Origin of the sequence: Agromyces sp. NPDC060279 (genome assembly GCF_042726785.1) — a bacterium.
Taxonomy (GTDB): Bacteria; Actinomycetota; Actinomycetes; order Actinomycetales; family Microbacteriaceae; genus Agromyces.
Genome location: NZ_JBHXBK010000001.1, coordinates 169,863 through 183,086, shown reverse-complemented (window position 1 = coordinate 183,086; position 13,224 = coordinate 169,863). Strand labels below are relative to the sequence as shown.

General features: G+C 71.4%; 11 protein-coding genes. 5 read left to right on the top strand and 6 right to left on the bottom strand.

Annotated features, from left to right (window positions below):
* The first annotated feature begins 46 nt into the window (after positions 1-46).
* Positions 47-1,993 (top strand): 1-deoxy-D-xylulose-5-phosphate synthase, encoded by a 1,947-nt coding sequence (dxs, locus tag ACFWE1_RS00855; RefSeq protein ID WP_376931685.1) that lies wholly within the window; start codon positions 47-49, stop codon positions 1,991-1,993.
* Between the two features lie 70 nt (positions 1,994-2,063).
* Here dxs and ACFWE1_RS00850 read toward each other — a convergent pair whose 3' ends face one another.
* From ACFWE1_RS00850 to ACFWE1_RS00835, 4 genes are all read right to left on the bottom strand, one after another.
* On the bottom strand, positions 2,064-4,202 hold the full coding sequence (locus ACFWE1_RS00850; protein WP_376931684.1) for a 3-hydroxyacyl-CoA dehydrogenase NAD-binding domain-containing protein: 2,139 nt from the start codon (positions 4,200-4,202) through the stop codon (positions 2,064-2,066).
* Positions 4,203-4,207: 5 nt separating this feature from the next.
* Positions 4,208-5,413 carry a thiolase family protein gene (locus ACFWE1_RS00845; RefSeq protein WP_376931683.1) on the bottom strand — a complete coding sequence of 402 codons (1,206 nt, stop codon included), beginning with the start codon at positions 5,411-5,413 and terminating at the stop codon, positions 4,208-4,210.
* A 78-nt stretch (positions 5,414-5,491) separates the two neighbouring features.
* Positions 5,492-6,688, bottom strand: coding sequence for a ribonuclease D (locus ACFWE1_RS00840; protein ID WP_376931682.1), 1,197 nt, complete (start codon positions 6,686-6,688; stop codon positions 5,492-5,494).
* A complete protein-coding gene (locus ACFWE1_RS00835) occupies positions 6,681-7,265 on the bottom strand; it encodes a DUF3000 domain-containing protein (RefSeq protein WP_376931681.1) in 585 nt (194 codons plus the stop codon). The genes ACFWE1_RS00840 and ACFWE1_RS00835 overlap by 8 nt, the downstream gene beginning before the upstream one ends.
* Before the next feature lie 91 nt (positions 7,266-7,356).
* Between ACFWE1_RS00835 and ACFWE1_RS00830 the strand changes: the two genes are divergently transcribed.
* Positions 7,357-8,526 (top strand): alpha/beta hydrolase family protein, encoded by a 1,170-nt coding sequence (locus ACFWE1_RS00830; protein WP_376931680.1) that lies wholly within the window; start codon positions 7,357-7,359, stop codon positions 8,524-8,526.
* Positions 8,527-8,536: 10 nt separating this feature from the next.
* On the opposite strand, the gene ACFWE1_RS00825 is transcribed toward ACFWE1_RS00830, so the two are convergent.
* Together ACFWE1_RS00825 and ACFWE1_RS00820 are read right to left on the bottom strand one after the other, a co-directional pair.
* Complete coding sequence (locus ACFWE1_RS00825) at positions 8,537-8,971, bottom strand: SufE family protein (RefSeq protein ID WP_376931679.1); 435 nt, start codon at positions 8,969-8,971, stop codon at positions 8,537-8,539.
* A 62-nt stretch (positions 8,972-9,033) separates the two neighbouring features.
* On the bottom strand, positions 9,034-9,933 hold the full coding sequence (locus ACFWE1_RS00820; RefSeq protein ID WP_376931678.1) for a sulfurtransferase: 900 nt from the start codon (positions 9,931-9,933) through the stop codon (positions 9,034-9,036).
* 143 nt (positions 9,934-10,076) lie between these two features.
* Between ACFWE1_RS00820 and zapE the strand changes: the two genes are divergently transcribed.
* From zapE to ACFWE1_RS00805, 3 genes are all read left to right on the top strand, one after another.
* Positions 10,077-11,132 (top strand): cell division protein ZapE, encoded by a 1,056-nt coding sequence (zapE, locus tag ACFWE1_RS00815; protein WP_376931677.1) that lies wholly within the window; start codon positions 10,077-10,079, stop codon positions 11,130-11,132.
* A gap of 146 nt (positions 11,133-11,278) precedes the next feature.
* Complete coding sequence (locus ACFWE1_RS00810) at positions 11,279-12,541, top strand: ammonium transporter (RefSeq protein ID WP_376931676.1); 1,263 nt, start codon at positions 11,279-11,281, stop codon at positions 12,539-12,541.
* A gap of 41 nt (positions 12,542-12,582) precedes the next feature.
* A complete protein-coding gene (locus ACFWE1_RS00805) occupies positions 12,583-13,164 on the top strand; it encodes a type II toxin-antitoxin system PemK/MazF family toxin (RefSeq protein WP_376931675.1) in 582 nt (193 codons plus the stop codon).
* The last annotated feature ends 60 nt before the right edge of the window (positions 13,165-13,224 follow it).

Sequence of the window (13,224 nt, the reverse complement as noted above, 5' to 3'; positions counted from 1 at the left end):
GACGGATGCCGCACCCCACGTCGCGGCGCACGGAAAGGCGGCGCAGATGACCCTGCTGGAGACGATCAGGGGTCCTCGGGACCTCGACGGTCTCACGAGGGAGCAGCTGGACCAGCTCGCGGTGGAGGTGCGCGAGCACCTCGTCGCGAACGTCGCGAAGACGGGCGGCCACCTGGGTCCGAACCTCGGCGTGGTCGAGCTCACGATCGCGATCCACCGCGTGTTCGCCTCGCCGCAGGACGCCATCGTCTTCGACACCGGGCACCAGTCGTACGTGCACAAGCTGCTGACCGGCCGCCAGGACTTCTCGACGCTCCGGCAGAACGGCGGCCTCGCGGGCTACCCGCAGCGCAGCGAGTCCGAGCACGACATCGTCGAGTCCTCGCACGCCTCCAGCTCGCTCTCCTGGGCCGACGGCATCTCGAAAGCCTTCGAGATGACCGGGCAGCACGACCGTCATGTCGTGGCCATCGTCGGCGACGGGGCGCTCACCGGCGGCATGACGTGGGAGGCGCTCAACAACATCTCCGACGACAACACCCGCAAGCTCATCGTCGTCGTCAACGACAACGGCCGCTCGTACGCGCCGACCATCGGCGGTATGGCCCGCTTCCTGAACTCCGTGCGCACGAAGCGCACCTACCGCAATCTGCACCTCTCCAGCCGTGACGCCTTCGAGCGGCTCGGCGGACCGGCGAAGGCGTTCTACCGCGGGGTGCGTGGCGGCTTGCACGGCTTCCTCTCCCGCTTCACCGACAACGAGGCGCTCTACTCGAACCTCGACATCAAGTACGTCGGCCCGGTCGACGGGCACGACGAGCACGCGATGGAGGACGCCCTCCGGCAGGCGAAGAACTACGGCGCCCCGGTCATCGTGCACGCGATCACCGAGAAGGGCCGCGGCTACGAGCCCGCACGAAACGACGTGGCCGACCAGTTCCACGCCGTCGGGCAGATCGACCCGGAGTCGGGCGAACCGCTCGACACGAGCGGCGCGAAGAGCTGGACGAGCGTCTTCGCCGATGAGCTCGTGCAGCTCGCCGAGCACAACGAGCGACTCGTCGGCATCACCGCGGCCATGTTGCGCCCCACCGGGCTGCACCGCATGGCGGAGCGATTCCCGTCCCGCGTCTTCGACGTCGGCATCGCCGAGCAGCACGCGGTCACGAGTGCGGCCGGGCTCGCCTTCGGCGGCCTTCATCCCGTCGTCGCCGTCTACGCCACGTTCATGAACCGCGCCTTCGACCAGCTGCTGATGGACGTCGCCCTGCACAAGGCCGGCGTCACCTTCGTGCTCGATCGTGCGGGCGTCACCGGGCCCGACGGCCCGAGCCACCACGGCGTCTGGGATCTGTCGATCCTGCAGGTCGTCCCCGGCATCCGGATCGCCGCCCCCCGCGACTCGGTGCGCCTGGCCGAGGAACTCGGCGAGGCGGTGCGCGTCGAGGACGCGCCCACCGTGCTGCGCTTCCCGAAGGGCTCCGTGGGCACCGAGTACCACGCGGTCCGGCGCACGGCCGACGGCGTCGACGTGCTCGTCGAGTCCGAGCGCCGCGACGTGCTCATCGTGACCGTCGGTCCGATGGCGGGCATCGGCCTCGACGTGGCGAAGCGCCTCGAGGCGCACGGCATCGGCGCGACGGTGATCGACCCTCGCTGGGTCGTGCCGGTGCCCGAGAGCGTCGTGCAGCTCGCGGCGGGCTACCGTCTCGTCGTCTCGCTGGAGGACGGCGTCCGGGTCGGCGGCGTGGGCACGCGCATCCGGCAGGACCTCCGCGAGGCCGGTGTCGACACCGCCGTGACCGAACTGGGCCTGCCCGACGAGTTCCTCGACCACGGCTCGCGCGCCGAGATCCTCGAACGGGTGGGGCTCACCCCGCAGCACATCGCCCACGACGTCACCGCGATGGTGCTCGGCACCAAGCTGCCGCACGCCCGCGGCGTGTCCGGCGACACCGGCGCGCAGCCGGTCGTCGCCCGCGCGGCCGACTGACCGCCTGCGCCCCGCACGGGGAACGGCCCGCGACGATCTCGTCGCGGGCCGTTCTGTTCGTCTGCTCGGCTCAGGCGCCGACGCCGCGCACCGGCGGGTGGTGGAACGTGTCGCCGAAGACCCGCTCCGAGGCGCCCACTCGGTCGAGGTACGGGGTCGCACCGCCCGCCTGGAACGGCCAGCCGGCGCCGAGGATGAGGCAGAGGTCGATGTCCTCCGCGGCGGCGACGACCTGCTCCTCGAGCATGAGGTGGATCTCGCCGGCGAGCTCGTCCTCCACGCGACGGAGGATCGTCGCGGCATCCACCGGGGTCTTGCCGACCGTGATGGCCTTCTTCGCCTCCTTGCTGAGGTCGATGACCTTGCCGTGCTTGTCCTTCTCGACGACGGGCGAGCCGAGCTTCGAGAGCGCGTGCATGTTCTCGGAGGCGTAGAAGCGCTCCGGGAACTCCCGCACCATCGTGTCCTGCACGTGCGCGGCGACCGCCCAGCCGACGAGGTCGATGAGCTCGAACGGGCCCATCGGGAGCCCGATCGGGGCGAGCGCCTTCTCGACGACGGGAACCGGGGTGCCCTCGTCGACGGCGCGCGCCGCCTCGCCCATCACCTTGGCGAGCAGGCGGTTCACGACGAAGCCCGGGGCGTCGGCGGTGAGCACTGCGCTCTTCTTGAGCTTCGCAGCGGTCGCGAACGCGGTCGCGAGCGTCGCGTCGTCGGTCTTCGGCGTGCGCACGATCTCGATGAGCGGCATCACCGCGACCGGGTTGAAGAAGTGGAACCCGACGAGGCGCTCGGGGTGGGCGAGCTTCGCGCCGATCTCCTCGACGGAGAGCGACGAGGTGTTCGTCGCGATGATCGCCGTCTCGGCGAGGTGCGGCTCCACCTCGGCGAAGACCTGCTGCTTCACCGCCAGGTCTTCGAAGACGGCCTCGATCACCCAGTCGCAGTCGGCGAAGTCGGCCTTGTCGGTCGTGCCGCTGACGAGCGCGCGGAGCCGGTTGGCCTCGTCGGCGTCGATGCGGCCCTTCTGCTCGAGCGCACCGATCTCGTCGCGGATGTAGCCGAGGCCCTTGTCGACGCGGGCCTGGTCGAGGTCGGTGATGACGACCGGCACCTGCAGGCGGCGGACGAAGAGGAGCGCGAACTGGCTCGCCATGAGCCCGGCCCCGATGATGCCGACCTTCGTCACCTTGCGCGCGAGCTCCCGGTCGGGGGCGCCCGCCGGGCGCTTGGCGCGCTTCTGCACAAGGTTGAACGCGTAGATCGAGGCACGGAACTGGTCGCCGGCGATGAGATCGGCGAGCACCTCGTCCTCGCGGGCGAAGCCCTCGGTCTTCGTGCCGCTCTTGGCCGCCTTCAGCAGCTCGAGCGCGGCGTAGGGCGACTTCGCGACGGAGCCGATGCGGGCCTCGAGCGTCTTGCGGGCGATGCCGATCGCGACATCCCACTTCGCGAGCCGCTCGAGCTTGCCCGGCGTGTTCGGGCGCTTCACCTGCGCGCCGCCGAGCACGCCGTCGGCCCATTTCAGCGAATCCTCGAGGAAGTTCACCGGTGCGAACATGGCGTCGGCGATGCCGAGTTCGAGGGCGTCCTTCGCCTTCAGCATGTGGTTGTTCTTCAGGGGGTTCTCGACGACCACCTTGAGCGCGTTCTCGATGCCGATGAGGTTCGGCAGCAGGTACGCACCACCCCAGCCGGGGATGATGCCCAGGAAGACCTCGGGCAGCGCGATGCCGGGCGCCGAGGAGTCCACCGTGCGGTAGTCGGAGTTCAGCGCGATCTCGAGTCCGCCGCCGAGGGCGAGGCCGTTGATGAAGCAGAACGAGGGCACGCCCAGCTCGCCGAGCTTGCCGAGCACGAAGTGGCCGAGCTGACCCATCTTGAGCGCCACCTCGCGGCTCGGGATCTCGCCGACCTTCGAGAGGTCGGCGCCGGCGGCGAGGAAGTACGGCTTGCCGGTGATGGCGACGGCGTCGATCTCGCCCGCCGCGGCGCGCGCCTGCAGCTCGACGAGCCGCTCGTCGAGCTCGAGCAGCGTGACCGGGCCGAGCGTCGTGGGCCGGGTGTGGTCGCGCCCGTTGTCGAGGGTGATGAGCGCCAGCGTCTTGCCGGACGGCAGGCGGACGTCGCGCACGTACGAGTGCGTGACGACCTCGTCGGCCGACATGGCGGCGAGCTCGGAGAAGTCGATCTTCGAGTAGTCGGTCATGTCGCTCAACGACCCTTTCCATAGCGCTTGTGGTGCGGGTTCTCCCAGATGACGGTGCCGCCCTGGCCGAGGCCGACGCACATCGCCGTCACGCCGTAGCGGACGTCGGGGCGCTGCTCGAACTGGCGGGCGAGCTGGGTCATCAGGCGGACGCCCGACGCGGCCAGCGGGTGGCCGATCGCGATGGCGCCGCCCCAGGGGTTCACCCGCTCGTCGTCGTCGGCGATGCCGAAGTGGTCGAGGAAGCTCAGCACCTGCACGGCGAAGGCCTCGTTGAGCTCGAAGAGCCCGATGTCGGTGATGTCGAGGCCGGCGCGCTTCAGCGCCTTCTCGGTCGAGGGGATCGGGCCGATGCCCATGACCTCGGGCTCGACGCCGGCGAACGCGAAGCTGACCATGCGCATCTTCGTGGACAGGCCGAGCTCCTTGGCGGCGTCGGAGCTCGCGAGGATCGCGGCGGTGGCGCCGTCGGTGAGGGGCGAGGCGTTGCCCGCGGTGACCCGGCCGTGCGGGCGGAACGGCGTCTTCAGCGTCGCGAGGCCCTCCATGGTGGTCTCGGGGCGGCGGCCCTCGTCCTCCGTGGCGAGGCCCCAGCCCGACTCGGTGCGCAGGGCGACCGGCACGAGGTCGGGCTGGATGTTGCCGGCGTCGTAGGCGGCCTGCACCTTCTGCTGGCTCAGCATGCCGAAGCGGTCGGCGCGCTCCTTGGTGAGCTCGGGGAAGCGGTCGTGGAGCCGCTCGGCGGTGTTGCCCATGTTGAGCGCGTCGGCGGCGACGAGCTTCTCGGCGAGGAACCGCGGGTTCGGGTCGGCGTCGAGGCCCATCGGGTGCCGCCCCATGTGCTCGACCCCGCCGGCGATGACCACGTCGTACTGGCCGAAGCCGATGCCCGAACCGGTGGTGGTGACGGCGGTCATCGCACCGGCGCACATGCGGTCGATCGCGAAGCCGGGCACGCTCATCGGCAGACCCGCGAGGATCGCGGCGGTGCGGCCGAGCGTCAGGCCCTGGTCGCCCTGCTGCGTCGTCGCGGCGATCGCCACGTCGTCCACTCGCGCCGGGGGCAGGGAGGGGTTGCGTTCGAGGAGCCCCGTGATGGTCTTGACCGCGAGGTCGTCGGCCCGGGTGTTCCAGTACATGCCCTTTTCACCGGCTCGTCCGAACGGGGTCCGGACCCCGTCGACGAACACGACATCAGCTCGTTCAGCCACGCTGCAGCTCCCTTTCGGATCAGGAATGACTCGATCCTACGAAGCCGTCGTCGCGGCGGCGGAATCGCTTGACGGAACCTACGAAGCGCTGTCCTCGGCGTCCTGAATGCTTTGTGCCGCCTCGCTAAAGGCCGCAGCGATTCTCTGTGCGGTGGCTTCAAGCTGCCAGGGCCTGGCCCCGTGCTCGGCGAGTGCGGCAGAGATGGCTGCGGCATCGCGCTCGATCGGCGGGTGCCAGGCGACGCGGCGCAGCGTGTCCGGGGTGAGCAGGTTCTCCACCGGCATCCCGTACTCCTCGGCGATCTCGGCGACCGCCTCCTTCGCAAGGCGCAGGCGCGCATCGGCCTCGGGATTGCGGGCCGCCCAGGCGCGCGGAGGCGGCGGGGCGTCGCTCGGCACGCGCGCGGCCGGCAGATCGTTGGTCTGGATGGCCGCTTCGACCGCCTTCCACCACCGGTCGAGCTCGCTGCGGCTCGCCCGGCCGTTGAAGTCCTTCATGTCGGCGAGCGCCCGGCGGCTGCGCGGGATGGCCTTCGCGACGGTGAGGATCGACGAGTCGGGGACGAGTCGTCCGGGCGCCACGTCGCGCTCGACCGCGAGCTCGTCGCGGGCGAGCCAGAGCGAGCGGGCGACCGCGAGGTTCCGGGGCGAACGCAGCGCGTGGATGCCCGAGAGCCGGCGCCAGGGCTCGCTCGCGGCCGGCTTCGGCTCGCGGTGCAGCACGGCGTCGAACTCCTGCTCGGCGATCCGCGCCTTGTCCGCAGCGACGAGCTCCTCCGCGAGGCGGTCGCGTACGTCGACGAGCAGCTCGACGTCGAGGGCCGCATAGGTGAGCCAGGGCTGGGGGAGCGGGCGGGTCGACCAGTCGGCCGCGGAGTGCTCCTTCGCGAGCGTCACGCCGAGGAGCTCCTCGACGACGGCGGCGAGGCCGACGCGCGGCATGCCGAGGAGGCGCGCGGCGAGCTCGGTGTCGAAGATGCGCTCCGGGTCCAGGCCGACCTCGCGCAGGCACGCGAGGTCCTGGCTCGCGGCGTGCAGCACCCACTCGTCGTGCTGCACGAGCTCCTGCAGCCGGCCGAACTCGCCGAGGGCGGGTGGATCGAAGAGGAAGGTGCCCGACCCCCGCCGGAACAGCTGGATCAGGTAGGCGCGCTGCGAGTAGCGGAACCCGCTCGCCCGCTCGGCGTCCACCGCGATGGGGCCGTCGCCGTCGGCGATCCGGTCGACCGCGGCCGCGAACGCTTCGGGCGTGTCGATCACCCGGTAGTCAGTCACGGTTCCTCCGTCTGAGTAGGGTCGTCACCCCTTCGGAACGGGGCGGCAGCCCGGCGAGCATGCACAGCAACTCGCCCCAGCCTTCCACATGCGCGTCGATCCGGGGGTCGAGGGGGGTCCACGAGGCGCGCAGCTCGATCTGCGCGCCGTCGCCCTGCTGGGCGAGTTCGCCGAAGCCGGTGGAGAGGATCTTCGTCGCCGTGCCCGAGGCCGCCACGTAGTTCGCGCCCCTCGCGTCGAGGGCGTCGACGAGCCACGACCAGGCCACGTCGGCCAGGAACGGGTCGAGGCCGATGTCGGTCTCGAGCGGCGCCTGCGCGAAGCAGACGACGCGGAACCGTCCGCCCCACTGCTCCGGCTCGCTCGGGTCGTAGAGCAGCACGAAGCGTCCGGTGCCGAGCTCGGAGTCGGCGTGCCGGCTCGGCAGCACGTCCGCCGACAGCGCGGTGGCATAGGGGGCGAGGGCCGCGGGCGCGGGGATCTCGGACACGCGGAGCTCGCTTCGGGGCGAGGCCGCTCGGATGGATTCGAGCGCGACCTCGAACTCGTGGGGCGGTCGCGTCGCTGAGTCGGGCACGAGTGCAGACTAGAGTCTGCGTCGAGGCGGATGTCGGCGGCACGCCGGTCCGACCGGCACCACCTCGACGGGTTCGACCGGAGGGGGACGTATGCCAAGGGGAGCACGCATCGCGAAGGGCGTCGGCATCGCGATCGGGGCCGTCGCGCTGACGGCGGCGGTCGCGGCGACGGTGACCGCCGCGATCGGGGTGCGATTCGCGCGCAAGGTGGTCACTCCGCCGCTGGAGCGCGAGGAGGACGTCCGCATCCTCGGCGTCGACCGCCCCAGGAACGAGATCCTGCTGGCGCCGTCGGACGAAGCGCGGATGGCCGGCCGCTACGGGTTCTGGTTCGACCGCGACGCCGGGTACGCCCGGCTCGGCGACGTCCTCGACGAGGGACCGCGCGGAGTCCGCCGAGTCATCGAGTCGATCGATTTCGGCCGCCTCGAGCGTGCGCAGCGCGGGCGGATGAGCGGCTGGTACCACCTGGGCCCGTGGGAGCTCGGCATCCCGTACGAGAACGTCGCGATCCAGACGCCCGTCGGACCGGCGCCCGCCTGGTTCGTCCCCGCCGAGGAGCCGGGTGGCGACTGGATCATCCAGGTGCACGGCTGGGGGGCCAGGCGCCCGGAAGGGCTGCGGGCCGTCGCACCGGCTCGTGCGCAGGGCTGGGACACCCTGCTCATCTCCTACCGGAACGACGGGGAGGCGCCCGCCTCGGGGGACGGCCGCTTCGGGCTCGGCAGCACCGAGTGGCGCGACGTGGAGGCGGCCGTCGCCTACGCCCAGGAGCACGGCGCGCGACGCATCGTGCTGATGGGCTGGTCGATGGGCGGCGGCACGGTGCTGCAGGCGATGCTCCGCTCGCCCGGCGTCGCCGACGCGGTGTGCGGCCTCATCCTGGAGTCGCCGGCGGTCGACTGGGCGGACATCCTGCGCTTCCAGGGCACGCTCTACCGGCTGCCCGCGGAGTTCGCCGTCGTGGTCAGCAGGGTCCTGCGCGACCGGCTGGGCTCGGGACTCGCCGGCCTGGCCGAGCCGATCGACCTCGCCGAGCTCGACGCCGCCGACCGCGCCGACGAGCTCGCGGTGCCGATGCTGCTGCTGCACAGCGTCGACGACGGATTCGTGCCGATCGACGGCTCGCGGCGCCTGGCGGAGGCCCGTCCCGACCTCGTGCAGTTCGAGATCTTCGAGGGCGCGCGCCACACCAAGCTCTGGAACGAGGATCCGGAGCGCTGGAACTCGCTCATCTCGGACTGGCTCGCCGCGCGCTGACCGCCGGCGATCAGGCGCGGCGTTCGACCACCTGGCGCTTGATCCGAGCGAGCATGCCGGTCATGCCCCGCACCCGCAGCGGCGACACGGCCTGACCGAGCCCGAGCGACTGGGGGTAGTCGGCGGGAACGTCGAGCACCTCCTGCGGGGTGAGCCCGTCGAGCCCCTGCACGAGGATCGAGGCGAAGCCCCGGGTGGTCGGCGACTCCCGCGGCGCGGTGGCGTGCAGGTGCACCCGGCCATCGTCGACCTCGACGAAGAGGTAGACGGGGGACTGGCACTCCTCGACGCGCTCGAGCAGCTCGGGGTGGTCCGTGTAACGCTCGGGCAGCTCCGGCAGCTCGTTCGAGAACTCGAGCAGGAGCTGGAGGCGGTCCTTCACCTCGAGTGCGAGGAAGTCGTCGCGGGTCTCGGCGAGCCGCTCGGGGAGTGCCGTGTCGTCCATCCCGTCGATTCTCGCACCGATCCGCGGCGCCGCAGCCGAGCTCGCCGAAGCGCGGCCGCGGGTCAGCGTGCGGGCAGCTCGCCGCGCGCCTCCCCGGTGACGATGGGCACGCGGACGGCGCTGCCCCACTCGGTCCACGAGCCGTCGTAGTTACGGACGTGCTCGAAGCCGAGCAGGTGCGTGAGCACGAACCACGTGTGGCTCGAGCGCTCGCCGATGCGGCAGTACGCGACGATCTCGTCGTCGTCCTCGAGGCCGACCTCGTCGCGGTAGATCGCGTCGAGCTCCGCACGGGAGCGGAAGGTGCCGTCGGGCGCGGCGGCGCGCGCCCAGGGCACCGACGCCGCCGTCGGGATGTGCCCGGCGCGGAGCGCGCCCTCCTCCGGGTAAGCGGGTGCCGTCGTGCGCTCGCCCGAGTACTCCTCGGGGGAGCGCACGTCGATGAGCGGGCTGCCGAGGTGGGCGAGCACGTCCTCCTTGAAGGCTCGGACGACGGTGTCGTCGCGCTCGACGACCGGGTACTCGACCGGCGTGACCTCGGGCGGGGCCGTGGTGAGTTCGCGACCCTCGGCGGCCCAGAGGTCGCGGCCGCCGTCGAGCAGCCGCACGTCCTCGTGCCCGAAGAGGGTGAACACCCAGAGCGCGTAGGCGGCCCACCAGTTGTTCTTGTCGCCGTAGATGACGACGGTCGAGTCGCGGGCGATGCCCTTCGACCCGAGCAGGGCGGCGAACTGCTCGCCGTCGAGGTAGTCCCGGACGACCGGGTCGTTGAGCTCCGTGTGCCAGTCGATCTTCACCGCACCAGGGATGTGGCCCGTCTCGTAGAGCAGCACGTCCTCGTCCGACTCCACCACCACGAGACCCGGTTCGCCCAGGCGTTCGGCGAGCCACTCGGTGGAGACGAGCCGCTCGGGGTGGGCGTACTCGGCGAACTTCTCGGCGGGATCGAACGCGACGGACATGCTGGCCTCCTGCGGGCGCCCGGTCGGGCGTGGGGGTTCGGGGAGCGGACTAGGCTGGTGGCGAAATCCAACTCGAATCTACGCGGCGCGCCGGTCGAAGTCACAGGGGCCGTCATCGGATGCAACACGGGAGACCCCTGAATATGACCACGGCTGAGGCCAGAACGCTCGTCCGGCTCATCGAGCGGAACCCGACCATCACGGGCGCCGAGATCGCCGCCGCGCTGACGCCGCCGCCGCAGTTCGAGCACGCGTCCTTCGACTCGTACCGTCCCGACCCCGACTTCCCCTCGCAGCAGGCGGCGCTCGCCCGCCTCAAGGAGTTCGCGGGAGCCTGGCGCGCCGCCCAGCGCCCGGGCGGGTTCTTCTCGCGCAAGCGCCCGGCCCGCATCGAGCTGCCGGGCGTCTACCTCGACGGCGGCTTCGGCGTCGGCAAGACCCACCTCCTCGCCGCGCTCTGGCACGTCGCGCACGGCCCCAAGTACTTCGGCACCTTCATCGAGTACACGGCGCTCGTCGGGGCGCTCGGGTACGCGCAGGCGGTCGAGCTGCTCCGCGGGGCGAAGCTCATCTGCATCGACGAGTTCGAGCTCGACGACCCGGGCGACACGATGCTGATGACCCGCTTCCTCGGCGAGCTGATGGCGGGCGGCACACGGGTCGCCGCGACGAGCAACACCCCGCCGAACGCGCTCGGCGAGGGACGTTTCGCCGCGGCCGACTTCCTGCGCGAGATCCACGCCCTGTCCTCGAACTTCGAGACGCTGCGCATCGACGGGCTGGACTACCGCCGTCGCGATACCGAAGGGCACGCCGTCGTCGCCGGCGACGACGAGGTCGTCCGTCGCACGGCGGAGGCGCTCGCGGCCAACGGCCACCGCACCTCGCTCGACGGCTTCGACGAGCTCATCGCCCACCTCGCGACGGTCCACCCGTCGAAGTACGTCCGGCTCATCGACGGCGTCGAGGCGATCGCCCTCACCGGCGCGCACGAGCTGAACGACCAGAACGCCGCGCTGCGGCTCGTCGCCTTCATCGACCGCGTCTACGACGCCGAGGTGCCGCTGATCGCGAGCGGCATCCCGCTCGACGAGGTCTTCGACGCGGAGATGATGGCGGGCGGCTACCGCAAGAAGTACCTCCGCTCGATGAGCCGCATGATCGCGCTGACTTCGGGCGAGCTGCCGCCGCACGACTGACGCGCCGTCCGGCTTCGCCGAAACCTGCTGTTTACGCGGGCGGCAGCTCCGTAACCGGACCGAAACACGACGAGGCGTCGTTCGAAACCAGCTCTCGTGACACTGGGCCCACTGGATCCCCGGTTGCACCCGAGAGAGGTTTCGAGATGGACCAAGGCAACACCGCGTTCCTGTTGATCGCGGCGGCACTCGTGCTGCTGATGACGCCAGGGCTCGCGTTCTTCTACGGCGGCCTCGTGAAGGCGAAGAGCGTCATCAGCATGATGATGATGAGCTTCGGCGCGATGGGCCTCATCGGCGTGCTCTGGGTGCTCTTCGGCTACGCGATCGCGTTCCCCTCCTCGGAGGGACTCAGCGCCCCCTGGGCGATCGACTGGTCGGCCCTCGGCCTGCAGAGCCTGCTCGAGACTCCGGAGGGCGCCGCCTTCCCGCCGCTCGCCTTCGTGGCGTTCCAGGCGACCTTCGCGATCCTCACCGTCGCGCTCATCTCGGGAGCCATCGCCGACCGGGCGAAGTTCGGCGCGTGGATGGTGTTCGCCGGCATCTGGGCGGTCGTCGTCTACTTCCCGGTCGCGAGCTGGGTGTTCAACTTCGGGCTGGCCGACGACGGCAGCTTCGCCTACGGCGGCTGGATCACCTACGGCCTCCAGCAGGCCTTCGGCGTCGGGGCGATCGACTTCGCCGGCGGCACCGCCGTGCACATCAACGCGGGCGCCGCGGCCCTGGCCCTCGCGCTCGTCCTCGGCAAGCGCGTCGGGTTCTCGAAGGGCGCGCACGTGCCGCACAACCCGCCGTTCGTGCTCCTCGGCGCCGGGCTCCTCTGGTTCGGCTGGTTCGGCTTCAACGCGGGCTCCGAGCTCGCGGCGGACGGCACCGCCGCCCTCGCCTTCGTGAACACGATCGCCGCCCCGGCCGCCGCGCTCCTCGCCTGGCTCCTCGTCGAGAAGATCAAGGACGGCAAGCCCACCTCGGTCGGCGCCGCCTCGGGTGCGGTCGCCGGTCTCGTGGCGATCACCCCGGCGTGCGCCTCGCTCACCCCGGTGTGGGCGATCGTCCTCGGCCTCGTCGCCGGCGCCGTGTGCGCCGTCGCGGTCGACCTGAAGTTCAAGTTCGGCTTCGACGACTCGCTCGACGTGGTGGGCATCCACCTCGTCGGCGGCCTGATCGGCACGCTGTACCTCGGCATCTTCGCGAACGGCACCGGCCTCATCTACAGCGGCGAGCTCACGCAGCTCGCGGTGCAGGCGATCGCGGCGTTCGCGGTGCTGGTGTACTCGTTCGGGCTGACCTTCGTGATCGGCTTCGCGATCCAGAAGATCATGGGCTTCCGGGTGCGCAACGAGGACGAGATCGCGGGCATCGACACCGCCGTGCACGGCGAGGACGCCTACAAGCTCGAGCTCGTCTAGCGCGGAACCGCCGTCCGAGGGCGGTGGGGTAGTGTGCCGGTGTGTCAGACACCAGCCGCTTCCTCACCGCCCTCGTTCGTGCGATCGGCCAGGCGTTCCGATCGGGCGGCCAGGCGCGCACCGGCGGGCCGGGCACCTCGTCTCGGGCGGCCCGTGCGAGCGGCGGATCCGGCCGGAGCGGAACGGCGACCGACACGCTGTCGCCGGGGCAGTCGGGCGCGTCCGCGACCGAGGAGATCGACCCGCGCGGCCTCGGTCGCGTCGTGCTGAGTTATGCCCCGACGCCCGACGGCGAGCCGGATCCCGGCGAGATCGTGTGGACCTGGGTGCCGTTCGAGGAGCACGACGGCCGGGGAAAGGACCGCCCGGTCGTGATCGTCGCCGCCGGCGACGGGGATCGCTTCCTGGCGGTGCAGCTCACGAGCAAGGGCCGGCCGGGGGATCGCGACTACCTGGGGCTCGGCACCGGGCCGTGGGATGCCGAGGGTCGGCCGAGCTGGGTGCGGCTCGATCGCGTCTTCCTCGTGCACGGGGACGGGATGCGCCGCGAGGCCGCCTCGCTCGACGAGGCGCGCTACCGGCTCGTCGCCGAGGCGTTGCGCACGCGCTACGGCTGGCGTTGACGACGGCGCTGCACCGCGCCCGAGAACGACGAAGCCCCCGGCGTCTGCCGGGGGCTTCTC